19 protein-coding genes are annotated in these 22,788 nt (G+C 73.5%); 8 read left to right on the forward strand and 11 right to left on the reverse strand.

The annotated features are described in order from the left end of the window. Window positions 1–32 precede the first annotated feature (32 nt). Window positions 33–800, reverse strand: a complete 768-nt coding sequence (locus QMC84_RS13085; RefSeq protein WP_300375252.1) for a tyrosine-protein phosphatase — start codon at window positions 798–800, stop codon at window positions 33–35. 41 nt (window positions 801–841) lie between these two features. Beyond that, window positions 842–1,408, reverse strand: coding sequence for a protein-L-isoaspartate O-methyltransferase (locus QMC84_RS13090; RefSeq protein ID WP_300375253.1), 567 nt, complete (start codon window positions 1,406–1,408; stop codon window positions 842–844). Window positions 1,409–1,568: 160 nt separating this feature from the next. Here QMC84_RS13090 and QMC84_RS13095 point away from each other — a divergent pair, with 160 nt between their 5' ends. After that, window positions 1,569–1,961 (forward strand): PLD nuclease N-terminal domain-containing protein, encoded by a 393-nt coding sequence (locus tag QMC84_RS13095; protein ID WP_300375254.1) that lies wholly within the window; start codon window positions 1,569–1,571, stop codon window positions 1,959–1,961. 4 nt (window positions 1,962–1,965) lie between these two features. Here the strand turns inward: QMC84_RS13095 and QMC84_RS13100 are convergent, their stop codons facing one another. The 7 genes from QMC84_RS13100 to QMC84_RS13130 form a co-directional block, all read right to left on the reverse strand. Continuing rightward, entirely contained in the window at window positions 1,966–2,748 is a 783-nt protein-coding gene (locus tag QMC84_RS13100; RefSeq protein WP_300375255.1) for a DUF1295 domain-containing protein, read from the reverse strand. After that, window positions 2,745–3,995, reverse strand: coding sequence for a cyclopropane-fatty-acyl-phospholipid synthase family protein (locus QMC84_RS13105; RefSeq protein ID WP_300375256.1), 1,251 nt, complete (start codon window positions 3,993–3,995; stop codon window positions 2,745–2,747). Before QMC84_RS13105 ends, QMC84_RS13100 begins: the two co-directional genes overlap by 4 nt. Then, the gene (locus tag QMC84_RS13110; RefSeq protein ID WP_300375257.1) at window positions 3,992–5,977 is read right to left on the reverse strand and encodes an FAD-dependent oxidoreductase; all 1,986 of its coding nucleotides are present in this window, start codon (window positions 5,975–5,977) and stop codon (window positions 3,992–3,994) included. The genes QMC84_RS13105 and QMC84_RS13110 overlap by 4 nt, the downstream gene beginning before the upstream one ends. After that, window positions 5,974–6,705 (reverse strand): anti-sigma factor, encoded by a 732-nt coding sequence (locus tag QMC84_RS13115; RefSeq protein ID WP_300375258.1) that lies wholly within the window; start codon window positions 6,703–6,705, stop codon window positions 5,974–5,976. Before QMC84_RS13115 ends, QMC84_RS13110 begins: the two co-directional genes overlap by 4 nt. Beyond that, window positions 6,702–7,328, reverse strand: a complete 627-nt coding sequence (sigK, locus tag QMC84_RS13120) for an ECF RNA polymerase sigma factor SigK (protein ID WP_300375259.1) — start codon at window positions 7,326–7,328, stop codon at window positions 6,702–6,704. Before sigK ends, QMC84_RS13115 begins: the two co-directional genes overlap by 4 nt. A 54-nt stretch (window positions 7,329–7,382) precedes the next feature. Continuing rightward, window positions 7,383–8,039 (reverse strand): fasciclin domain-containing protein, encoded by a 657-nt coding sequence (locus QMC84_RS13125; RefSeq protein WP_300375260.1) that lies wholly within the window; start codon window positions 8,037–8,039, stop codon window positions 7,383–7,385. Between the two features lie 133 nt (window positions 8,040–8,172). Beyond that, complete coding sequence (locus tag QMC84_RS13130) at window positions 8,173–9,702, reverse strand: molybdopterin-dependent oxidoreductase (protein ID WP_300375261.1); 1,530 nt, start codon at window positions 9,700–9,702, stop codon at window positions 8,173–8,175. Window positions 9,703–9,757: 55 nt separating this feature from the next. On the opposite strand from QMC84_RS13130, the gene QMC84_RS13135 reads away from it, so the two are divergent. The 7 genes from QMC84_RS13135 to QMC84_RS13165 all read left to right on the forward strand — a co-directional run bounded on the left by QMC84_RS13135 (window position 9,758) and on the right by QMC84_RS13165 (window position 20,627). Continuing rightward, the gene (locus QMC84_RS13135) at window positions 9,758–10,528 is read left to right on the forward strand and encodes an enoyl-CoA hydratase-related protein (protein WP_366145751.1); all 771 of its coding nucleotides are present in this window, start codon (window positions 9,758–9,760) and stop codon (window positions 10,526–10,528) included. A 237-nt stretch (window positions 10,529–10,765) separates the two neighbouring features. Beyond that, window positions 10,766–12,958, forward strand: coding sequence for a UvrD-helicase domain-containing protein (locus tag QMC84_RS13140; protein WP_300375263.1), 2,193 nt, complete (start codon window positions 10,766–10,768; stop codon window positions 12,956–12,958). A gap of 115 nt (window positions 12,959–13,073) precedes the next feature. Further along, the gene (locus QMC84_RS13145) at window positions 13,074–15,050 is read left to right on the forward strand and encodes an anthranilate synthase family protein (protein ID WP_300375264.1); all 1,977 of its coding nucleotides are present in this window, start codon (window positions 13,074–13,076) and stop codon (window positions 15,048–15,050) included. A 124-nt stretch (window positions 15,051–15,174) separates the two neighbouring features. Further along, window positions 15,175–15,738, forward strand: coding sequence for an aminodeoxychorismate/anthranilate synthase component II (locus QMC84_RS13150; protein WP_300375265.1), 564 nt, complete (start codon window positions 15,175–15,177; stop codon window positions 15,736–15,738). A 20-nt stretch (window positions 15,739–15,758) separates the two neighbouring features. Then, a complete protein-coding gene (locus QMC84_RS13155) occupies window positions 15,759–17,042 on the forward strand; it encodes an anthranilate synthase component I family protein (protein WP_300375266.1) in 1,284 nt (427 codons plus the stop codon). 81 nt (window positions 17,043–17,123) lie between these two features. After that, complete coding sequence (zwf, locus tag QMC84_RS13160; RefSeq protein WP_300375267.1) at window positions 17,124–18,572, forward strand: glucose-6-phosphate dehydrogenase; 1,449 nt, start codon at window positions 17,124–17,126, stop codon at window positions 18,570–18,572. 186 nt (window positions 18,573–18,758) lie between these two features. After that, entirely contained in the window at window positions 18,759–20,627 is a 1,869-nt protein-coding gene (locus tag QMC84_RS13165) for a sialidase family protein (RefSeq protein WP_300375268.1), read from the forward strand. Between the two features lie 49 nt (window positions 20,628–20,676). On the opposite strand, the gene rocD is transcribed toward QMC84_RS13165, so the two are convergent. Next, window positions 20,677–21,918 carry an ornithine--oxo-acid transaminase gene (gene rocD, locus QMC84_RS13170; protein ID WP_300375269.1) on the reverse strand — a complete coding sequence of 414 codons (1,242 nt, stop codon included), beginning with the start codon at window positions 21,916–21,918 and terminating at the stop codon, window positions 20,677–20,679. A gap of 22 nt (window positions 21,919–21,940) precedes the next feature. After that, window positions 21,941–22,783: an acyl-CoA thioesterase domain-containing protein gene (locus tag QMC84_RS13175; protein WP_300375270.1), complete on the reverse strand. Its 843-nt coding sequence runs from the start codon at window positions 22,781–22,783 to the stop codon at window positions 21,941–21,943. Window positions 22,784–22,788 lie beyond the last annotated feature (5 nt).

Genomic DNA, 22,788 nt, shown 5'->3' on the forward strand with positions numbered 1-22,788 from the left:
GGCTTCGGCGGGGTGTGGCGGGTCGGCCGTGCTCATGCACGCAACCGGGCGCGCAGCTCGCCCAGGACGTCCTCGCCCAGCCCGAGACCGGCGCGCAGATAGCCGGCGACCGAGCCGTAGTCCGTCTCCGCGGCGGCGTACCCGGCCTGCAGGTAGGACTCCTCGACCACCATCGTCGGCTCGTAGACCGCGACCAGCTCGGGGCCGAGATGCTCGGCGACCAGCGCGAGGTACTTCTCCCGGGTGGTCGAGGAGACCTCGTTGGTCAGCAGGTAGTCCGCGAGGATCGTGTCCCGCTCCACGCCCGCGATCTCCAGCAGCAGCGCCGCGGCCCAGCCGGTCCGGTCCTTGCCGGCGGTGCAGTGGAACAGCTGCGGCACGGCGCCGGTCGCGAGCTCGATGAGCAGCCCGGCGTACGACGCTCGCGCGGCCTCCGAGCGGACGAACGCGACGTACACCTCGTGCATCACCCGGTGCGCCGCGTCGACGTCGTGCAAGGACGCGACCGTCTCCATCGGGACGCCGGTGACCTCCGCGTGCCGCCAGGTGGCGCCCGGGACGTCGACGTCCGGATGCGCTTCGATCTCGGGGGAGCTCCGCAGGTCGTGGATCGCCCGGATCCCCAGCCCGGCAAGGGATCTGGCGTCCTCATGGGTGAGCTGCAGCTCGTTCGACCGGTAGAAGACGCCGCGCCGTACGCGGCCACCGTCGCCGGTCGGGAGGCCGGGTCCGGTCCCCGCGACGTCGCGGAAGTTGTCGGCGGAGGCCAGCCGCAGCAGCTCGGTCGGGGCGTCGGTCACCCCCGCAGGATAGGAGGACCCGGCGGTCGCACGGAACGCGGTCAGCGCAGCGGCACGAACCGGTAGAAGCCGTGCCGGGTGACGGTCTGCTCACCGTCGGGGTCGACGTCGACCAGCAGCATCTCGCCGGCGACCGGGACCACCATCCGGCCCTCCGGCGCCAGCTGCTCGACCAGCGTCGCCGGCAGCTCGCGGGCCTCGGCGGACACCAGGATCCGGTCGTACGGCGCGTCCGCGGGCGCGCCGTACACGCCGGGCGTCGCCTGCTCGATCCGCGCCCAGGCCCAGTCGCCGCGCGCCAGGTTGGCCCGGCCGAACGCGACCAGGTCGGGCTCCAGCTCCAGGCCCCGCACGTCGCCCGCGGGACCGGTCAGCTCGGCCAGCAGGCCGGTGGTCCAGCCGGAGCCCGAGCCGACGTCGAGGACCCGGTCGCCGGCCCGGACCTCCAGCAGGCGCAGCATCGCGGCGACCGTGCGGGGCTGGGAGTTGGTCTGCCCCTGGCCGATCTCGATCGGTCCGTCGTAGGACGCCCGGTCCCGCTCGCGCTCGGGCAGGAACCACTCGCGCGGCGCCGCCGCGAACGCCTCGTCGACCCGGTCGGGCGCCATGCGGCCCAGTCAACCACCACACCCGCTCGGACCGACCCGGTCGGACCGCACCGGTTGGCCCGAACCGGTCGGAGCGAACCGGTCGGAGCGAGCCGGTCGGAACCGAGCCGATCGGGCCGAACGGGTGACGGCGGGGCCGATCGGGCAGCAGACTCACGTCGTGATCAAGCTCGAGCTGCTTCTCGGTGTCGCGACGTTCGCCCTGTGGGTCTTCTGCCTGGTGGACGCGATCGGCAGCCCCACCGACCGGGTCCGCAACCTGCCCAAGGTGGCGTGGGTGCTGCTGATCCTGTTCTTCCCGTTCGTCGGGTCGATCGCCTGGCTGGTCGCCGGCCGCCCCGACCCGGGGGTGGCCCGGCGCGCGGCCGACGGGCGGGCCTACCGGCGCGAGACGCCGGACTTCCCGGAGTACGACCGACCCGGCCGCGCCGCGGCGCTCGACCCGGGGCAGGACGAGGCGTTCCTCCGCCAGGTCCGCGAGCGCGCCGAGGCGCAGCGCCGGGCCTACGAGGCCCAGCGCAAGCGGGAGCGCGAGGCCGGCGAACAGCAGTAGCGCGTCACGCGCGCTTCGGCGGCAGCGGCACGAACATCGAGGTGCGAGCGGCGTACTCCGCGTAGCCGGGGCGCCGCATCATCGTCCGCTCCAGCAGCCGCGCGCCGGTGATCCACACCAGCCAGATCGTCATCGCGACCGGCGAGAGGACGCTGGCCAGGCCGGCGACCCAGCCGGACGCGGCGCCGCCGGCGAGCCAGAGCCCCCACCACACGCAGGCGTCCCCGAAGTAGTTGGGGTGCCGGGTCCAGGACCACAGCCCGCGGTCCATCACCGGGCCGCGGTCGGGGTCGCGCTTGTACGCCGCGAGCTGGGCGTCGCCGACCGTCTCGAAGAGGACGCCCACCAGCCACACGCCCACCCCGGCCCAGGCCAGCCATGGCCACTCCGGCCCGGCGAGGGCGGCGGCCTGCAGCGGCAGGGAGACCAGCCACACGGCCGCGCCCTGCACGAGGAACACCTTGCGGACCGCGCGGGCCATGCCGACCCGGTCGAGGGTGCCGCCGAGCAGCTCCTCGTAGCGCGGGTCCTCGCCGTGGCCCAGGGAGCGGGTGAAGATGTGCGAGGACAGGCGGCCGCCCCAGGCGACGACGAGCCCGGCCAGCAGCCAGGACTGCCAGCTGCCGGAGAGCAGCGCGCAGACCAGCGCCACCGCGACCAGCGCGAGGCCCCAGCCGACGTCGACGACCGACACCCGGCCGACCCGGCGGGCCACCAGCGCGGTGGCCGTCATCACCACGGCCGCGGCGAGCAGTGCCAGCCCGGCGACGAGCAGCAGGTCGGTCATGAGGCGATCATGACGGACCCGGGCCGCTCCAGCGTCAGCTGCTGCACGTCGAGGTAGCCCGACGCGAAGCCGGCGCGGGAGTAGCACAGGTAGAAGTGCCACATCCTCACGAACGTCGCGTCGAAGCCGAGGAGCCGCACCCGGTCCTCCGCGCCGAGGAAGGCCTCGTCCCACCGCCGCAGCGTCTCGGCGTAGTCGGCGCCGAACGCCAGCCGGTCGGTCACCCGCAGCGCGGTGTGCCGCTCGGTGACCTCGTCGATCACCTGGGCCGAGGGCAGGAACCCGCCCGGGAAGATGTACTTGTTGATCCAGGTGAAGCTGCCGCGGGTCGCGAGCATCCGCTCGTGCGGCATCAGGATCGCCTGGATCGCCACCCGGCCACCCGGCGCGAGCAGACGGTCGATCGTGCGGAAGTACGTCGGCCAGTACGCGTGGCCGACCGCCTCGATCATCTCCACGGACACCACGGCGTCGTACTCGCCGCGGACCTCGCGGTAGTCGCACAGCTCGATGCTCACCCGGTCGGACGCCCCGGCCGCCGCGACCCGCTGCCGCGCGAGCGCGAGCTGCTCGGAGGACAGGGTGACGGTGTGCACGGTCGCGCCCCGGGCGGCGGCCCGGATCGCCAGCTCGCCCCACCCGGTCCCGATCTCGAGCACGCGGGTGCCGGCGCCGACGCCGGCCCGGTCGAGCAGCCGGTCGATCTTGCGGTGCTGCGCGGGGAGCAGCGCCTCGTCGGGGTCGGCGTCGAAGAGCGCCGAGGAATAGCTCAGCGACTCGTCGAGGAAGAGCCCGAACAGGTCGTTGGACAGGTCGTAGTGGTGGGCGATCAGGTCGCGGGTGCGGTCGGCGGTCGTCCGGTGCGCCCGCGGCGTGCGCCGCCGTACCAGCGCCCGCGCCCGCTGCAGCGGCCGGGGGATCAGGTCGGCGACGTTCGCGGCGATGACCGTGAGGAACCCGGTCAGGTCCTCGGCGGTCCAGGCCCCGGTCAGGTAGGCCTCGCCGAAGCCGATCAGGCCGTCGCGGCCGAGCCGGGCGAAGAGCTCCTCGGGCCGGTGCACGGTCATCGCCGGGCCGCCGCGGCCGAACGTGTCCGCTCCGACGTGGACGGTGACGTCGAGCCGGTCGACGGCACCGACGAACAGCCGGCGCGCGACGCGGGACTCGACGCCCGTGCGGAGGCCGGACGGTACGGCGTCCAGGCCGGGCCAGCGGCCGGGGATGGATCGGGTGGGTGTGACGGTCACCGGACTCCCTCCTGGTGGTGTGCGGGTCGCGGTCGGATCGGCAGTCGGCGCAGCCACAGCGCGATGCCGTGGGCGCGGATCAGCGCGGCGCCCCGCAGCGCCGCGGGGGCCGCCCGCCACGGACCGTGGCCCGAGCGGGTGCCGGTGAGCGAGGCGCTGAACCGGGCGCCGTCGTCGGTGTCCTCGTGGTCGTGCAGCGCCACGCTCACCTGGAGGTGCTCGCCGGGCACGGGCACCCGCAGGTCGTAGCTGCCGTCGGCGCCGTGGAACGGCGAGACGTACATCTGCTTGGGCGTCGTGGCCCGGCCCTGCCCGTCGGGGTGCACGAGGTAGGCGTGCCGGTCGCCGTAGGTGTTGTGGACCTCGACCACCACGCACGGCTCGGCGTGCTCGGGGGTCACCCAGAACACGCTGATCGGGTTGAAGCAGTGGCCGAACGCCCGGGGGTGGGCGGCCATCAGCACCCGCCCGGTGCCCAGCTCGACGCCGTGGCCGGCCACGAAGGTCGCGAGGTTGTCCTTGATCGAGCGGCCGGGGTCGCCCAGGTGGTCGCGGCCCTCGAACCGGCCGAGCAGGCCGTGGTCCGGCAGCGCGTCGAGGTCGACCAGCCAGGTGTGGGAGCGGTGGGTGAACGTGCGCTTGAACGGCGACCTGCGGACGTGGGTGATCGTGGTGTCGTAGATCCCGGTCGGGGTGGCCGCGACGTTCGGCGTGCTCCACGCGAACCCCAGCCGCTCGGCGGCCGCCAGGCCGGAGCGCGCGCCGTCCTCGTGGAACCCCCAGCCGTGGTAGGCGCCCGCGAACGCGACCCGGTCGCTGTCGAGCTCGGGCAGCCGTCGCTGGGCGGCGACCGACGCGGGGGTGTAGAGCGGGTGCTCGTACTCCATCCGGGCGACGATCGTGGCCGGGTCGACGAGGTCCTCGCCGCCGAGCGTGACGAGGTAGCGGGTCCGCGTGGGCAGCCGCTGCAGCCGGGTCAGGTCGTAGGTGACCGTGACGTGGCCGCGCTCCCCGAGGGGACGGCGGAAGTTCCACGACGCCCGCGCCTGCTCGGCCCGCGGCAGCAGCGAGGCGTCGGTGTGCAGCAACGCGACGTTGGGCGAGTAGCCGATCGCGCCGAGCACCTCGCGCTGCACGGGTGTCGGGTCGGCGAGCATCGCCAGTGCCTGCCCCGGGTGGGTGGCGACCACGACCGCGTCGTACGTCGTCACGGCGCCGTTGCCGTCGGTCACGTCGACGCCGTCGGGCGTCTCGAGAACCGAGGTGACCTTGGCGCCGGTGCGGACCTCGTCGATCGCGGCGGCGACCCGGTGGACGTACTCGTGCGAGCCGCCGCTCACCGTGCGCCACTGCGGCGAGCCGGTGACGCCGAGCATCCCGTGGTGGGCGAGGAAGGCGAACAGGTAGCGAGCGGGGTACTCCAGCGCCACGTCGGGGTCGCACGACCACACGGCGGCGACCAGGGGCTCCATGAAGTGCCGGCGGAAGTACGCCGTGAAGCCGTGCCCGTCGAGGAAGTCGCCGAGCCTGGTGTCGCCGGTGCCGGTGCCGGTGCCGTCGCCCTCGAGCAGCGTCCGGGCCAGCCGGTGGAAGCGCGGCACCTCGCCGAGCATCCGCAGGTACGCCGGGCGCGAGAGGTTGCGGCCGCGGGGGAACAGTCCCCGCGGACCGAGCGCGCCGGCGTACTCGAGCCCGGTCGCGTCGTCGCGCACCGACATCGACATCTCGGACTCCTGCGTGGCGACCCCGAGCTCGCCGAACAGCCTCAGCAGCGTCGGGTAGGTGCGCTCGTTGTGCACGATGAACCCGGTGTCGATGGCCAGCGGACCGGCCACGGGGTCCTCGACCTGGTGGGTGTCGGCGTGCCCGCCGAGCCGGTCGTCGGCCTCGAGCAGGGTGACCCGCGCGGTGCGGGACGCGACGTACGCCGCGGTCAGTCCGGCGACGCCGGACCCGATGACCGCGACGTGCCGGCCGCTCACGCCTTCCTGCCGAAGTCGAACAGCGCGATCGGGTCGCTGGTCGGCTCGGACGAGCCACCCTCGGGCTCGACGGTGATCCCGGCGGCGGTCGCGGTCGCGGCGTCGCCGGTGAGCAACACCCGCTGGTCGGCCTCCACCGGCATCAGGCCGGCCGAGACCATGCCCTCGCCCGGCTGCTGGAGCCAGAGCTGGTAGACCTTGCCCGGCGGGGGCGGCGGCATCTTCTCGGTGACGAGCACGGCGCCGCCGACGCTGTCGGAGTGGACGAGCGTCGCCCTCGCGCCGCCCTCGAAGTCCAGCGAGGTGCTGCGGGCGTCGGCGGCCGAGAGTACCGCGGCCACCGGCGACTGGGTCTGGCTGGACTCCTGCCACGGCTGCTGCCAGAACACCGTGCCCGCCCCGACGACGAGGACCGCGGCGGCCGCGGCGACGAGCAGGTTCAGCCGGCGTCGCGGCCGGCGAGAGTCGACGTGGGTGGGCGCGGGCGCCTCCGGCGGCAACGGCCGGGTCGTGGCGATCCCGGCGAGCACCCGGTCGCGCAGCCCGGCGGGCGGCTCGGTGGCGGTGGTCTCGGCGAGCGTGCTCGCGGCCTCGCGGAGGCTCGCGACCTCGGCGCGGCACTCGGCGCACTCGGCCAGGTGCCGCTCGAACGCGGCCCGCTCGAGGTCGTCGAGGGCGTCGACGGCGTACGCGCCGGACAGCGCGTGGACGTCGTACTCGTGACTCATGAGCCCACTCCCATCGCGTCGCGCAGCCGGATCAGGCCGTCCCTGATGCGGGTCTTGGCGGTGCCGACCGGTAGGTCGAGCATGGTCGCCACCTCCGTGTGCGTGTATCCGCCGAAGTAGGCGAGGCCGACGGCCTCGCGCTGCACCTCGGTCAGGGCCGCGAGCGCGCCGCGGACCCGGTGGGCTTCGAGGGTCGCGTGTGCGGCCTCGGCGGTCTCGTCGTGCTCGACCGGCTGGTTCTGCTCGTGGTACGTCGTGTCGCGGCGGGTCGCCGCCTGCGCCGACCGGACCCGGTCGACGGCCTTGCGGTGGGTGATCGTCAGCAGCCAGGCGAGCGGGCTGCCGCGGTCGGGGTCGAACCGGGTGGCGGTGCGCCAGATCTCCAGGAACGCCTCCTGGGTGACCTCCTCGGCCTGGGCCGGGTCGCGCACCACCCGCAGCGCGAGCCCGTGCACCCGGGACGCGGTGGCGTCGTACAGGCGCGCGAACGCCTGCTCGTCACCGCGGGCCGAGCGACGCATGAGGTCGACCAGGTCGGCCGTCCGCCGCGCTGCGGCGTCGGCGCCGGGCGCCCCGTCCTCGGGGGACGGGGCGCCGGCGCCGACGGATCGGATGTGGTCCACGGAAGGGATCCTTGCTCGCTGGGGGTCTCGGGAAACCCTGGTTCGGTCCGAGGATCAGGGCATCAGGACGGAGTCGATGACGTAGACCGTCGCGTTGGCCGTCGGGATGTTGCCGCACAGCACCTTGGCGTCGCCGTCGCCGACGGTGAAGCTGTCGCCGGAGCCCTCGACGGTGACCTGCTCGCCCTCGAGCGTCTCGTGGGTGCCGGCGAGGTCCTCGGGGGTGAGCTGCCCGGCGACCACGTGGTAGGTCAGCACCTTGGTGAGCAGGTCCTTGTCGGCCAGCACGGCGTCGAGGTCCTTCGGCGGGATCTTGCCGAAGGCGTCGTCGGTGGGCGCGAAGACCGTGATGCCGTCCGCGGAGTTGAGCGTGTCGCCCAGGCCGGCCTTGCCGACGGCGGCGACCAGGGTCGTGAGCAGCGGGTTGGCGCTCGCGGCGGTGGCGACCGGCTCGGTGGCCATGCCGTTGAACGAGCCGGCACCGGAGGCCGGGATCGCCGAGCAGCCCGGACCGAAGGTCGCGGCGCCGGCGTCCATCGCGTCACCGGCGGCACCCGAGGACATGTCGTCCGCCGGGGCGCTCGAGGCCGGCGTGGTGGCCGTGGCGTCGTTGGCGTCGCTGTCGGAGCCACCACAGGCCGCGAGGCCGAACGTGGCGATCAGCGCGAGCGAGGCGAGGCCGGTCGAGCGGCGGAGGGAGCGGTTGTTCATGGTGGAGCCTTTCGCTGGGGTCTGCTGGGGTCTGTGTGGGTCTGTGTGGGTCTGCGATCGAGGTCGTGACATGTGGTCTTCGGACCAGCGGCAGGAACGGATTGGTCCCGGCTGCAGGAATCTCAGGTGGGGCTCACGCGACGTTGACGACGATCTCCTGGATGCCGCTCGAGCCCTCCGGGAACGGCGTGGCGCGTACGGCGGTCTGCACGTCGCCCTCGCCGTCGACGGCCCGCACCGCCAGCGAGTGCCGGCCCGGCTCGGCGGTCCACGGCAGGTACCACTGCCGCCAGTAGTCGTTGCCCGCCGACGGGCCGAGCCGCGCCTGCTGCCAGGCGCCGCCGTCGACCCGCACCTCGACCCGCTCGATGCCGCCCTGGTGCTGGGCCCAGGCCACCCCGCCGATCACCGTGCGGCCGGCCTGGACCGTGGCGAGCGGCCGGGGCGTGTCGATGCGGCTGGAGATCTTGATCGGGGCGTCGGTCGCCCAGTCGCGCCGGGTCCAGTACGCCTCCTGCTCGGCGTACGTCGTGAGCGTGATCCTGCTGATCCACTTGCACGCGCTCACGAAGCCGTAGAGCCCGGGCACCACCATCCGGGCGGGGAAGCCGTGCTCGCGGGTCAGGGAGCTGCCGTTCATCCCGACGGCGATCATGGCGTCGCGACCGTCCGTGGCCAGGGCGAGCGGGGTGCTGATCGTCATCCCGTCGACGTCGGTGCTGAGCAGCTGGTCGGCCCGGGTGCCGTCGATGCCGGCCCGCTCGAGCAGGTCGGTGAGCCGCACGCCGAGCCACCTCGCCGCACCGATGTAGGTGCCGCCGACCTCGTTGGAGACGCAGGTGAGCGTGATGTCCCGCTCGACGAGGGGCATCGCGAGCAGCTCGGCGAAGGTGAAGGTGACCTCCTGGTCGACGTCGCCGTCGATCGTCAGCGTCCAGCTGTCGACGTCCACGATCGGCAGCGTGAGGCGGGTGTCGACCCGGTAGAAGTCCCCGGTCGGGGTGCGGAAGCCGCTGATCCCGGGGACCCGGCCGTCGAGGCCGGTGGGGAACGGCGGCGCCGGGTCGGCCGCGGCGGGCAGGTCGACGACCGTGGTGCGGCTGCGGTACGACGCGATCCGGCGGCCCGCACCGCCCATCGCCGCGGCGGCGATGCCGAGCGTGCCCGCGGCGACCAGGACGCCGCGCCGGCTGGGACCGTCCGACCCGGCCGGGCGCCGCTCCTCGCGGATGCGGGCCCGGGTCAGCCAGGCGAGCGCGGCCAGCCCGGCCCCGCCCGCGACGACGCTGGGCAGCACGTCGCTGGTCGCGGCGCCGGGGCGGGTGAGGGCGGCTCCGGCGGGGATCGCGACGAGCGCGAGCAGCAGGGCCGCGCCGTACGCGAAGCGTCTGCGCGCCAGCAGCCCGGCGAGCGCGGCGAGCACCAGTACGCCGAGCAGCACCGACCCCACCAGGACGGTCTTGTCGTGGGTGCCGAAGCGCGCGATCGCCCACTCCTTGAGCGGGGTCGGCGTCAGGTCGATCACCGTGGACCCGACCACGAGGACGGGGGAGGCGGCGGGCTCGGTCAGGCCGGCGACCAGATGGCCCGCGGCGACGCCGACCAGGGTCGCCAGGATGCCGACGCCCATGGCGGCGGTGGCGTGGGCGAGGCGAGTCGTCATGGGTGTTGTTCGGAGCGGAGGCCCCGGCGGATGGGCATGCGGCAGGATGAGCCGCATGCCCGACGCCCCGACCGAACTCGTGCACTACGCCGTCTCCGGCGTAGCCGGCGAGGCGATCGCCTCCCTCACCCTCGACTCCCCGCACAACCGCAACGCGCTCTCGCGCCAGCTCGTCACCGAGCTGTTCGAGGGCCTGGAGCGCGCCGCGGCCGACGACGAGGTCGCGGTGGTGCTGATCGGCGCCGAGGGTCGGGTGTTCTGCTCCGGCGCCGACCTGTCCGAGGCGTCCAGCGGCGGCATGGAGGAGGGCACCCGCCGGATCGTCGACCTGCAGCGGCTGATCGTGACCCTCGACAAGCCGGTGGTCACCCGGCTGTCCGGCGCGGTCCGGGCCGGCGGCATCGGCATCGTGGCCGCCTCGGACATCGCGATCGCGGCCGAGGACGCGACGTTCGCCCTCACCGAGGTCAAGCTCGGGCTCGCTGCCGCGATCATCTCGCTGACCGTCCACCACCGGATGACCCCCCGCGCGGCCGCCCTGACCACCCTCGGCGGCGAGGTGTTCACCGGCGCCCAGGCCGCGGCGTACGGCCTGGTCACCACCGCGGTGCCGAGCGAGGCGCTCGACGAGGAGGTGGACCGGGTCTGCGCGTCGCTGGTCACCGGCGCCGCCCAGGGCCTGCGCGAGTCGAAGCGGATCCTCAACCGTGACCTGGTGGCCCGCATCGACGCCCACGGAGCCGAGATGGCCGAGCTCTCCACCCGCCTGTTCGCCTCCGACGAGGCGCGGGAGGCGATGACCGCGTTCCTGTCGCGGCGCCGCTAGGCCGGGCGTCGGTTTCCCCGGGTACCCGGGGAAACCATCACTGTTGGGCCGAAACTTCGGCCGAGAAGTGCAGGGATTGCCTGAGAGGTCCCGGGGTGGGATCCGCCTGCCAGGTGGGCATCCGGCGAACCCCACCTTCTCGAAGGGGTGCAGCGGGTAGGCTTGTCGACTTGCCGGAATCACCGGGCTGTCGGGTGGGTTCTGAGTGGGGACGTTCCGGGTGAGGGGAATCGAGAGTTGTCAGAAGAGCTGGTCGAGCGCGAGATCGCCGCAGAGCAGGCGTTCGTCGACCGGGTGTACGTCCAGCTGACCGAGTCCGCCCGGCAGGCGCAGGCACTGGCCAAGGAAGGGCACAGCCGCGGCCGGCTGGGTCACGAGGGCGGGCTGGTCGAGCGGGACGCGATGGTCTTCCAGGCCGCGCGCCGCATCGCGCAGCTCGACGCCGCGCACGAGGGCCTGGTCTTCGGCCGTCTGGACATGACGGCCGAGGTCGACACCGAGCCGCGGTACGTCGGCAGGATCGGCCTGCGCGACGCCAACCGCGACTCGCTGCTCATCGACTGGCGCGCCCCCGCGGCCGCCGTGTTCTACCAGGCCACCGCCGCCGAGCCCCACGACGTCGTCCGCCGCCGGGTGCTGCGGTGCGCCGGTCCCTCGGTGGTCGGCGTCGAGGACGAGCTGCTCGACGCGGAGGCGATGGAGCGCTCGGACGTCGACCTGCCGATCGTCGGCGAGGGCGCGCTGATGGCGCAGCTCTCCCGGGCCCGCGACCGCTCGATGCACTCGATCGTCGCGACCATCCAGGCCGAGCAGGACAAGGCGATCCGGGCGCCCGGCAAGGGCGTCGTGTCGATCTCCGGCGGCCCCGGCACCGGCAAGACCGTGGTCGCGCTGCACCGCGCGGCGTACCTGCTCTACAACGACCGCCGCCGCTACGAGGGCGGAGGCGTCCTGATCGTCGGCCCCAGCGGCGTCTTCATGCGCTACATCGAGCGGGTGCTGCCGAGCCTCGGCGAGACCGCGGTCGCGCTGCGGTCGCTGGGCGAGGTCGTCGACGGCCTGCGCGCCACCCGCCACGACGAGCCCTCGGTCGCCGACGTCAAGGGCTCGGCGCGGATGGCCGAGCTGATGCGTCGTACGGCGCGCCAGCAGGCGCCGGGCAGTCCTCAGGGGTTCCGGATCTTCTGGCGTGACGACACGATCGTGCTCGACCGCGGCGAGCTGGGCCGGCTGCGCCGCCAGCTGATGTCCCAGGGCCGCCGCAACCGGCAGCTGCCCCGGGTCGCGCACGCCCTGCTCGACGCCATGTGGCGCCAGGTCCGCGGTGAGCGGGGCCGCGACCGGGGCCGCGAGGCGTTCGACGACGAGATGCTGTCGAACCAGTCGTTCGTGGACTTCGCCGCCGGCTGGTGGCCGCCGCTGGATGCCGCCGAGGTGTTCGGCTGGCTGCGTGACCCCGAGCTGCTCTCCCGCGTCGGCGACGGCGTGGTGACCCCGGAGGAGCAGCGCCTGCTGGCCAAGTCGTGGGGCGAGGCGACCGGCCTGTCCATCGAGGACGTGCCCCTGCTCGACGAGCTGCGCTACGCGCTCGGCGACGTGCCGGCCCGCACCGACGACGAGCGCGAGCTCGACGACACCGGCCTGCTCGAGGGCGGGGTGGACATGCAGGAGCTGTTCACCGCGGCCGACCGCGAGTACGCCCCGACCGGCCGGGCCTGGGCGCCGCCCACGCACCGCATCGAGGACGACCCGTTCGCGCACGTGCTGATCGACGAGGCCCAGGACCTCACGCCGATGCAGTGGCGGATGGTCGGCCGGCGCGGCCGCGCGGCGTCCTGGACGATCGTCGGCGACCCCGCCCAGTCCTCGTGGCCGGTGCCCGACGAGTCCGCCGCCGCCCGGGCTGCCGCGCTCGAGGGCAAGGAGGTCCACGAGTTCCACCTGTCGACCAACTACCGCAACTCCTCGGAGATCTACGCCCACGCCGCGGCGTACGCCGAGCGGGTCGGCCTGGAGGCCGACCTGCCGACCGCGGTCCGGTCGACGGGGGTCGAGCCCACGGTCCTGGCCGGGATCACCGACCTGGAGTCCGCGACCCGGGAGGCCGTGGTGCGGATGGCGGCCGCCGTCCCGGGCACCGTGGGCATCGTGGTCCCGGCGGCCCGTCGCTCGGAGGTCAACGCGTGGCTGGCGTCCTGGCCCGAGGTCGCCGACGACGCCCCCGGCTCCCGCGCGGCCGTCGACTCCTCGGTCACGCCCTCCGGCGACGACCGGATCGTCGTGCTCACCGGCCTGGACACCAAGGGCCTGGAGTTCGACGGCATCGTCGTCGTGCGGCCCCAGGAGATCGAGGACGAGTCGGCCATCGGCCGGGCCACGCTGTACGTCGTGCTCACCCGCGCGACCCAGCTGCTCACGACCCTGTCCTGACGCACCCGGAGATGCCGAGTCGGCGCATCTTGCCCACGTTGCCGGGCAGGACGCGCCGACTCGGCGGGTTGAGACGGGCACGATGCGCCGACTCGGCGAGAACTAGAGTCGCGCCATGACCCAGCAGCCCACGCCTGATGCCCGGGAAGCCATCGCGGCCCTCCAGGGACACGAGGCCTGGGCGATCATCCGCCGCTCGACGCGGGCCGGCGACCGGGACACGGTCGGCCTGGTCGGGGGCCGGCGCCGCGTGGTCGAGTCGATCCTCGACGTACCCCTCGAGGAGGGCGTGCCCCAGGAGGGGCACATCGCCGACCGGCTGCTGGCCGTGCCGTTCCGCCAGGTCCGCGAGCGCGGCTTCGAGGCCCACGACGACGGCACGCCGCTGGTGGTCGTCGACGTGGAGACCGAGCTGGAGTTCTCGGTCGCCGAGGTGCTCGACGCCATCGACGACACCGGCGTGGAGTTCGCCGACCGCGGCGGCTTCGAGACCGGCGACGAGGAGTACGCCGAGCTGGTCGCCGCGATCATCCACGACGAGATCGGGCAGGGCGAGGGCGCCAACCTGGTGGTCGGCCGCCACTACCGCGCGACCGTCGCGGACTGGGGCGCCGACAAGGCGCTCACGGTCTTCCGGCGGCTGCTGGAGCGCGAGCGCGGCGCGTACTGGACCTACGTCTTCTTCACCGGCGACCGCTACCTGATCGGCGCCAGCCCCGAGCGGCACGTCTCCATCCACCCCGTCCGCGACGGAGCCGAGCGAGGGACGAGCGAGCGACCGAGCGGACCGTTCGGGTTGGCCGACGTGCGGATGAACCCGATCAGCGGCACGTTCCGGATCCCGCGCGAGGGCGACGCCCCGGTGAAGGGCCGGCTGCTGGAGTTCCTGCGCGACGAGAAGGAGATCTTCGAGCTCTTCATGGTCGTCGACGAGGAGCTGAAGATGATGTGCGACATCTGCAACGAGGGCGGCCAGGTGCTCGGCCCGTTCCTCAAGCCGATGAGCCACTTGGTGCACACCGAGTACCTCCTCGCCGGGCGGACCAGCCGCGACCCCCGCGAGGTGCTGCGGGACACGATGTACGCCGCGACGGTCACCGGCTCGCCCGTGGAGAACGCCTGCCGGCTGATCAAGCGGTACGAGGCCGGGGGCCGCGGCTACTACGGCGCCGCGCTGGCGATCCTCGGTCGCGACGAGGTCGGCGGCCCGGTCGTGGACAGCCCGATCGTGATCCGCACGGCGGACGTCGGGCTGGACGGCCGGCTCACGGTCACCGCCGGGGCGACCCTGGTCCGCGACTCGGACCCGGCGTACGAGGTCGCCGAGACGCACGCGAAGGCCGGCGGCATCCTCAGCGCCTTCGGACTGGTCCCACCCGCGCCGCGGCCCGACGTCAACCTCGCGGAGCTGGTCAGCGACGAGGACGTGCTGCTGGCGCTGAACGCCCGCAACCAGCGGCTCAGCCGGTTCTGGCTCACCGACCAGGGCGGCGCCCCGCCGGACCCGCGGCTGGCCGGGAGGAGTGTCGTGATCCTCGATGGCGAGGACGACTTCGTGAACATGCTGCGCCACGTGCTCGGCGTGCTCGGCCTGACCAGCGAGGTGGTGCGCCACGAGGACTACGCGCCGGGCCGCCTGGACGGGTTCGACCTGGTCATCGTCGGCCCGGGGCCGGGCGACCCGCGCGACGGCGACGACCCGAAGATGGCCAACCTGCGCGCCGCCGTCGCCGAGCTGATGGCCGCCGGGCGGCCGTTCCTCGCGGTGTGCCTGGGCCACCAGGCGCTGTGCCACCACCTCGGGATCCCGCTGGCCTACAAGGACATCGTCTTCCAGGGCACCCAGTCCCCGGTGCCGATCGGCGGCCGGACCGAGCGGGTGGGCTTCTACAACACCTTCGTCGCGCGGCTCGAGGCCGGCTCCGGGCCACCGCAGGGGGTCGAGGTCGAGGCGGATGTCCAGACCGGTGACATCCACCTCGTTCGCGGTCCGCACTACCGAGGCATCCAGTTCCACGCTGAATCCATCCTCACCGAGCACGGCTACGACCTGCTGCACGAGATCGTGTCGCAGCTTCTGCTCGATGTTTGAGGCGTCCGGTCCCGCTGCCCGGTAGGCTTGTCGGTGTAACACGGCGGGAACCCGCTCATGGGCCCGGTGAAGACTGCCCCCCAGCTTCATCGGGCCCGTCCCGTCCCTGGAGTAGGTTGCGCCCGTGGTCCCGGACGTCGTCGTGGTCGACCATCACGACTCCTACACGTGGAACCTCGTGCACCTGGTCGCCTCGGTCACCGGCGCGCTGCCCGCGGTCGTGCAGCACGACGAGGTGTCCGCCGACGAGGTGCTCGCGTTCAGCCACGTGGTGCTCTCGCCCGGACCGGGCCACCCGGACGTGCCCGCCGACTTCGCGGTGGGTGGCGAGGTGCTCCGGCGCGGGGCCCGGCCGGTGCTCGGCGTGTGCCTGGGCATGCAGGGCCTGGTGACGGCGTACGGCGGGACCGTCGGGCGGGTCGAGCCCGCGCACGGCGAGGTGGCGCGGGTGACCCACGACGGCCGCGGCGTGTTCGCCGGGCTGCCCCCGTCGTTCGCCGCCGTCCGCTACCACTCGCTCGCCGCGCTGGCGGTGCCCGAGGTCCTGGAGGTCACCGCGTGGGCCGGGGACGTGGTGATGGGGGTGCGACACCGGACGCTGCCGCTGGAGGGCGTGCAGTTCCACCCGGAGTCGATCCTCTCCGAGCACGGCGCGCTGCTGGTGGCGAACTTCCTGGGGCTGTCGTGACCGGGCGCGGGACTGATCCGGTGGCGTTCTTCCGCGACGTGGCGGCGGCGTACCCGCGCTGCTTCTGGCTCGACGGCGGCGGCGCCCGGGAGTGGTCGGGCCGCCGCTCGATGGTGGGCTGGCTGGGCGAGGACGACGTGTCGCTGACCTACTCCGCGGCCCGCCGGGAGGTGCGTCGCCACGTCGGCGGCCGGTCCCAGGTGGTCGGCGACGACGTGTTCGCGGCGCTCGAGGCCGAGCTCGCGGCCGGCTCGCCCGACGACCACTGGGTGGGGTACCTCGGCTACGCCTGCCGCCCCGACCTGCCCGCCGCGACCGGCCCCGGCCTGCCCGACGCCGTCTGGATGCGGCCGGCGGGCGTCCGGTTCTTCGACCACGAGCTGGTGGGGCAATCCCTGCACTTATCGGCCGAAGTTTCCCCCGAACAGTGCAGGTTTCCCCGGGTACCCGGGGAAACCGACGCCGCCCCCGCCGCCTACTGCACCGCGTTCGAGGAGGTCCAGGAGCAGCTGCGGGCGGGGAACAGCTACGAGGTCAACCTGACCTACCGGGTGCGGACGGAGAGCGGGGTCGACCCGGTGACGGCGTACCTGCGGCTGCGCGAGCTCAACCCGGCGCCGTACGCCGGGTTCCTCCAGCACGACGTCCGCGACGTGCCGGACGCCCGCGCCTGGCTGCTCAGCTCCAGCCCGGAGCGCTACGCGCTGGTCACCGCCGACCGCACCATCGAGACCAAGCCGATCAAGGGCACTACGGCGCGCGGCGCGACGCCGGCCGAGGACGAGGCCGGCCGCCACCGGCTGGCGACCGACCCGAAGTTCCGGGCCGAGAACCTGATGATCGTCGACCTGCTCCGCAACGACCTCTCGATGGTGTGCCGGCCCGGCACCGTGGACGTCCCGACGCTGATGGACGTCGAGTCCTACGCGACCGTGCACCAGCTGGTCAGCGCGGTCCGTGGCCGGCTGCGCGACGACGTGACCACGGTCCAGGCGCTGCGCGCGCTGTTCCCGGCCGGCTCGATGACCGGTGCGCCGAAGCTGCGCACGATGCAGGTGATCGAGCACGTCGAGGCCACCCCGCGCGGGCCGTACGCCGGCGCCTTCGGGTGGGTCTGCGCCGACGGGCGCGCCGACCTCGGCGTGGTCATCCGCACCCTGACGACCACCGGCGACGGGGACTACCTCCTCGGCACCGGCGGCGGCATCACGGTCCGCTCCGAGGTCGCCGAGGAGTACGCCGAGTCCCGGTGGAAGGCCGACCGGCTGCTGACCGCGCTCGACGAGCTGCCGCAGGGCGACTGAGGGCGACCGAGGGCGACCGAGGGCGACTGAGGGCTGCCGGCGCGGGTGTCAGATCCGCGCCGCGTGGATACCGGCCACGCCATGGAGAACCCGCACGTCATCGTGCTGTTCGGGGCCACCGGCGACCTGTCCCGGCGCAAGCTGCTGCCGGGTCTGCTCCGGCTGTGGCAGGCGGGCCTGATCCAGGACGCCCGGATCGTGGGCACCTCGCTGGAGGACATCGACACCGAGACGTTCGTGAAGATCGCCCGCGCCGCCTGCGAGGAGTTCGGCCACGGCCGCTTCGACGAGGACCGCTGGGACCGGTTCAGCACGATGCTGCGCTACGTCTCGCAGTCCGCCGGCCCGGCGGCGCTCGCCGAGGCGGTCCGCGGCTGCCGGGCCGACCTGGGCTCCCCGGGCCGCGACGTCGACTGTCTGCACTACCTGAGCGTGCCGCCCCAGGCCGCGCTCGACGTGGTCCACCAGCTCGACGCGGCCGGGCTGGTCGAGCACTCGCGGATCATCATGGAGAAGCCGTTCGGCACCGACCTGGCCTCGGCCCGGCGCCTCAACGCCCGGCTCCACGAGGTGTTCGACGAGAGCCAGATCTTCCGCATCGACCACTTCCTCGGCAAGGAGGCGGCCCAGAACATCCTCGCGTTCCGCTTCGCGAACGGCCTCTTCGAGCCGATCTGGAACCGCAACTTCATCGACCACGTGCAGATCGACGTACCCGAGACCCTCGGCCTCGAGGGCCGCACCCGGTTCTACGAGACCACCGGCGCCTTCCGGGACATGGTCGTCACCCACCTGATGCAGGTGCTCGCGTTCATGGCGATGGAGCCGCCCACCTCGCTCGCGCCGGACCCGATCAGCGACGAGAAGCTCAAGGTGTTCCGCTCGATGCTCCCGATCGAGCCGCGGAACGTGGTGCGCGGCCAGTACGCCGGCTACCGCGACCACCCCGACGTGGCCGACGACTCCGACACCGAGACGTTCGTGGCCCTCCGGGTCGAGATCGACAACTGGCGCTGGGCCGGGGTGCCGTTCTTCCTGCGCACCGGCAAGAAGCTGGCCGAGGGCGCCCGGATCATCTCGATCGCGTTCAAGGAGCCCCCGCTCGCGATGTTCCCGCCCGGGTCCAACGCGGGCACCCAGGGCCCCGACCACCTCACGTTCGACCTCGCCGACCAGTCCCGGATGTCGTTGTCCTTCTACGGCAAGCGGCCCGGCCCGGGCATGAAGCTGGAGAAGCTGTCCATGCAGTTCGCCACCCACGAGACCACGTCGTCGGGCGGGGTGCTCGAGGCCTACGAGCGGCTGATCCACGACGCGATCCGCGGCGACCACACCCTGTTCACCACCGCCGAGGGCATCGAGACGCTGTGGGAGCGGTCCACGCCGGTACTGGAGAGCCCGCCGCCGGTCCGCACCTACGCCCCCGGCAGCTGGGGCCCCAACGCGATCCACCAGCTGGTCGCCCCGCACGCGTGGCGGCTGCCGTTCGAGCGGTCCTGGCGCGAGTCCAAGGACGCGTACCGGCCCTAGTCGGGGCCGGCGCTCACCACCGGCGGCGGCCCGCGGAACCCGGTGCGGATCCGTGGGGTGACGACGGGCGCCCCGCGGGCGTACCTTGCGAGATGGCTCAGACCCGCTCCGCCCACCACGGCGGAGCCCGGTCGGACCCACGGCACCGATCACGGTGCCGCGCCATCACTTCTTTTCGGGAGAGTCATGGCCACCCACCACCACCCCAGCCAGCACCCCAGGCGCCTCCACCGAGGCATCGTCCTGCTCGCGGCCGTCTCGGCCGCTGCGCTTCCGCTCGCCCTCACCTCGGTCGCCGAGGCCGCCACCGGCCCCGACACCCCGGTCAGCGTCGACAGCTCCTACGTGAAGGCCAACGGCGCGACCCCGTCGACCGGAGACGCGATCACCACCTGCGGCACCAACCGCCGGCAGCAGAACGAGCCGACCGCCGCGGTCGACCCCGGCAACCCGAGCATCGTCACCGCCGGGTCGAACGACTACTGCACCGTCGAGCTCGCCGGCGGCACCTGGGCCGGCTTCTACCGGTCCACCGACGGCGGCGGCACCTGGACGGACTCGCTGCTGCCCGGCTACCCCACCGACAGCTCCGCCGAGGGTCTTGCGAGCCCGCTGCACCAGCGCGGCATCACCAACGCCGGTGACCCCGTGCAGGCCTGGGACCGTGACGGCCGCCTGTTCTACATGGGCAACGCCTTCAACCGGGTCGCACCGCAGAACGGCAGCGTCTGGGTCGCGACCTACGACCAGCACGCCGCGCACTACGTGCGCACGGTGGTCGTCGGCAAGGGCGGCCCCGCGCTCAACAGCCGCTTCAACGACAAGACCTCGATCGAGGTGGACCGCGGTCTCTCGAGCAGCTACGCCGGCAACGTCTACGTCGCCTGGAGCGTCTTCCAGGGCCTGCGCGGCAACAACGAGATCATGTTCGCCCGGTCCACCGACCACGGACGGACCTTCAGCCAGCCCATGCGGATCTCCGAGGGCTCGCTCGGCAACCAGTTCGCCGACATCGCGGTGACCCGGAACGGCACCGTCTACGTCGCGTGGAACGGCACGGTCGGCAGCCGCGCCACCGGCCACGACGCGATGCTGTGGGTGCGGTCCACCGACGGTGGCCGCAGCTTCACCAGGCCCGCGGTCGCGGCGCAGTTCGACGGCTTCGACGCCGCCGACTCGGCCGGCGACCCGCAGGCGGCCGAGGCGGCCCACGAGGACGCCTTCGAGCACGCCGACGGCCCGGAGTCCGACGTCGAGCCCAGCTCGGCCGGCGACTCCCGCGACTGCGGGTCCGGCCCGTTCGCCTGCCGGAGCGGCTTCGTGTTCTTCCGGCATGACAGCCAGCCTCGGATCACCGCCGACCCGGCCGACCCGTCCAACACCGTCTACCTGGTGTACGACGCCACGATCCCCTCGACCGAGGTGCCGTCGACGTCGACGTACAACACCGCGCCGGTCCGCAACGGCACGCTGATGGTGGGGCAGGGCGCGGTCTACCTCACCGTGAAGGTCGGCAACGGCGGCTGGGTGACGCCGCGGCTGCTGGCTCCGACCCCGGTCGGCCACCAGCTGTTCCCCGACATCAGCGCCGACGGCGGATACCTGTTCGCGCTCTGGCACGACAGCCGCAACGACCCCGGCTACAGCGTGCAGAACCCGCCCGGCAACGCGTCGGCGACCGACGCCGCCGGCTTCCACCTGCCGACGGTCGGGCTCGACACGTACGGCGCGTCCTCGGCCGACGGCGGCGCCACCTGGTCGGTGGTCCGGCTGTCGTCGAGCTCACAGATGCCGAACTACGAGATGTTCGGTGACCGGCGGGTCCCGTTCCACGGCGACTACAACTACGTGTCGAGCGTCGGGAACTTCGCCTTCGGCACCTGGACCGACACCCGGCAGGTGGTCGGTGGCGACGACCCGCGCTACGACGGTGGCGAGGGGTTCGACGTCCTGCAGTGCCGGACCGCGAACCCGGACGGCAGCTTCGGCACCGACACCTGCCCGAACGCGGGAGGTCTCGACCAGGACATCTTCGGCGCGGCGTACAGCAACTGAGGCACACGGGGGGTCGGGCCGGGCGGTCCGGCCCCCACGCCGCGGGCGCTCAGCCCGAGCAGATCTCCGCGAACGCCCCGACCAGCAGGTCGACGTCCTCCTCGGAGGCGACCAGCGGCGGCGCGAGCCGCACCGTCTGGCCGTGCGCCTCCTTGGCGAGGATGCCGAGGTCGAGCAGCTGCTCGCAGACGTGCCGGCCGGTGGCCAGGTCCGGGCTGATGTCGACCCCCGCCCACAGCCCGCGGGTGCGGACCGTGTCGATGCCCTGGCCGATGAGCGCGCCGAGCCCGGCGTCGAGCCGCGCGCCGAGCGTGGCCGCGCGCTCCTGGAACTCGCCGGTCTCCAGCATCGCGACGACCTCGCGGCCGATCGCGGCCGCCAGCGGGTTGCCGCCGAACGTCGAGCCGTGGGTGCCCGGGGTGATCACCGAGAGCACGTCGCCGTCCGCGGCGATCGCCGAGACGGGGTAGAGGCCGCCGCCGAGCGCCTTGCCGAGGATGTACACGTCGGGGACCACGTCCTCGTGGTCGCAGGCGAAGGTCCGGCCGGTGCGCGCCAGGCCGGACTGGATCTCGTCGGCCATCATCAGCACGCCGCTGGAGTTGCACAGCGCCCGGACGCCCTGCAGGTAGCCCTCGGGTGGCACGATCACGCCGGCCTCGCCCTGCACCGGCTCGAGCAGCACCGCCGCGGTCGTCTCGTCGACCGCGGCCGCGAGCGCCTCGAGGTCGCCGTACGGCACCAGCCGGAACCCGGGGGTGTACGGCGCGTAGTGGGCGGTGGCCGCGGCGTCGTTCGAGAACGACACGATCGTGGTCGTGCGGCCGTGGAAGTTGCCCTCCATCGCGACGATCGTGGCCTGGGACTCGGGCACCCCCTTGACCAGGTAGGCCCACTTCCGGGCCACCTTGATCGCGGTCTCCACCGCCTCGGCGCCGGAGTTCATCGGCAGGATCAGCTCCTTGCCGGTCAGCGCCGCGAGGTCGCGGGCGAACGGGCCGAGCTGGTCGTTGTAGAACGCCCGCGAGGTCAGCGTCAGCCGGGTCAGCTGCTCGGTGGCCCGGGCGACCAGGCGGGGATGGGAGTGCCCGAAGTTGAGGGCGCTGTAGCCGGCCAGGCAGTCGAGGTAGCGACGGCCCTCGACGTCGGTGACCCAGGCGCCCTCGCCGGAGGACAGCACCACCCGCAGGGGGTGGTAGTTGTGCGCGGCGTACGCCTCGGTGAGCTCGACGTGAGCCTGGGTGTCGCTGAACGGCAGGATGCCCGCCTCGGTGGTCTGGATGCCCGTCATGCCTGCATCGTCTCACCGCTCCTCAAGGACTGCCGCGTCGCCCGTCGTCGGTGTAGGTGACGGACCCGAGATCGACGGTACGGCGGGCGTTGGCGAGCGCTGCCACCAGCACGCTGCCCAGGGGCCCGCGCCGGTCGAACACCGTCGCCGTGCCGACCGCGATGCCGTCGTGCTCGACCCGGTCGGTGGCCAGCAGCCCGATCTCGACGCCCTCGGGCTCGCGCGCCAGGGTCAGCGTGATGTCGGTGTTGATGTACTCGATGCCGCGGGTGCCCCAGTTGGTCACCATGCTGGCGCCGTCGGCGGTCGCGGCCGCGGCCTGGAAGCCGGTCACCGGCTCGCCGGCCACCACCGGCACCGCCGTGCTCCAGGTGGCCTTGCGGGCCGCGTTCTGGTGGGCGAGGAAGTCCTGGGACCAACCGGCCGAGGAGCGCACGTACGGCGCCCGGGGGACCGCCGAGGGCGGCACGACCTCCGGCGCCGGGGCCTCCGGGCGCTCGGCGGGCTCCCACACCTCGCCTGCGGTGCTCGCCGAGGGCTGCAGGAAGGTCGCGGTGCCGCGGGCCACCCGCTCCCCGTCCTGGGACAGGATCACGTCGACCAGGCAGATCCGGCGGCCCTCCCGCTCGACCGCCGCGCTCAGGGTGCACGGCACCATCCGGGCCGGGCGGAACAGGTCGACCGCCCAGCGGGCCGGGCGCAGGTCGGTGCGGCCGGCCTCGGCGAGCCGCCGCTCCGCGGCCCAGGCCAGCGCGCCGCTGAGGGCGACGCCGTGCATCTGGTCCTGGCTCCACATGCTGCAGGCCAGCGGCTCGGGGACCAGGTCGTCGCCGTCGCGGGTGAAGAAGGAGATCGCGTCGGTCACGGCGC

The organism is Nocardioides sp. (assembly GCF_030019515.1).
Lineage (GTDB): Bacteria > Actinomycetota > Actinomycetes > Propionibacteriales > Nocardioidaceae > Nocardioides.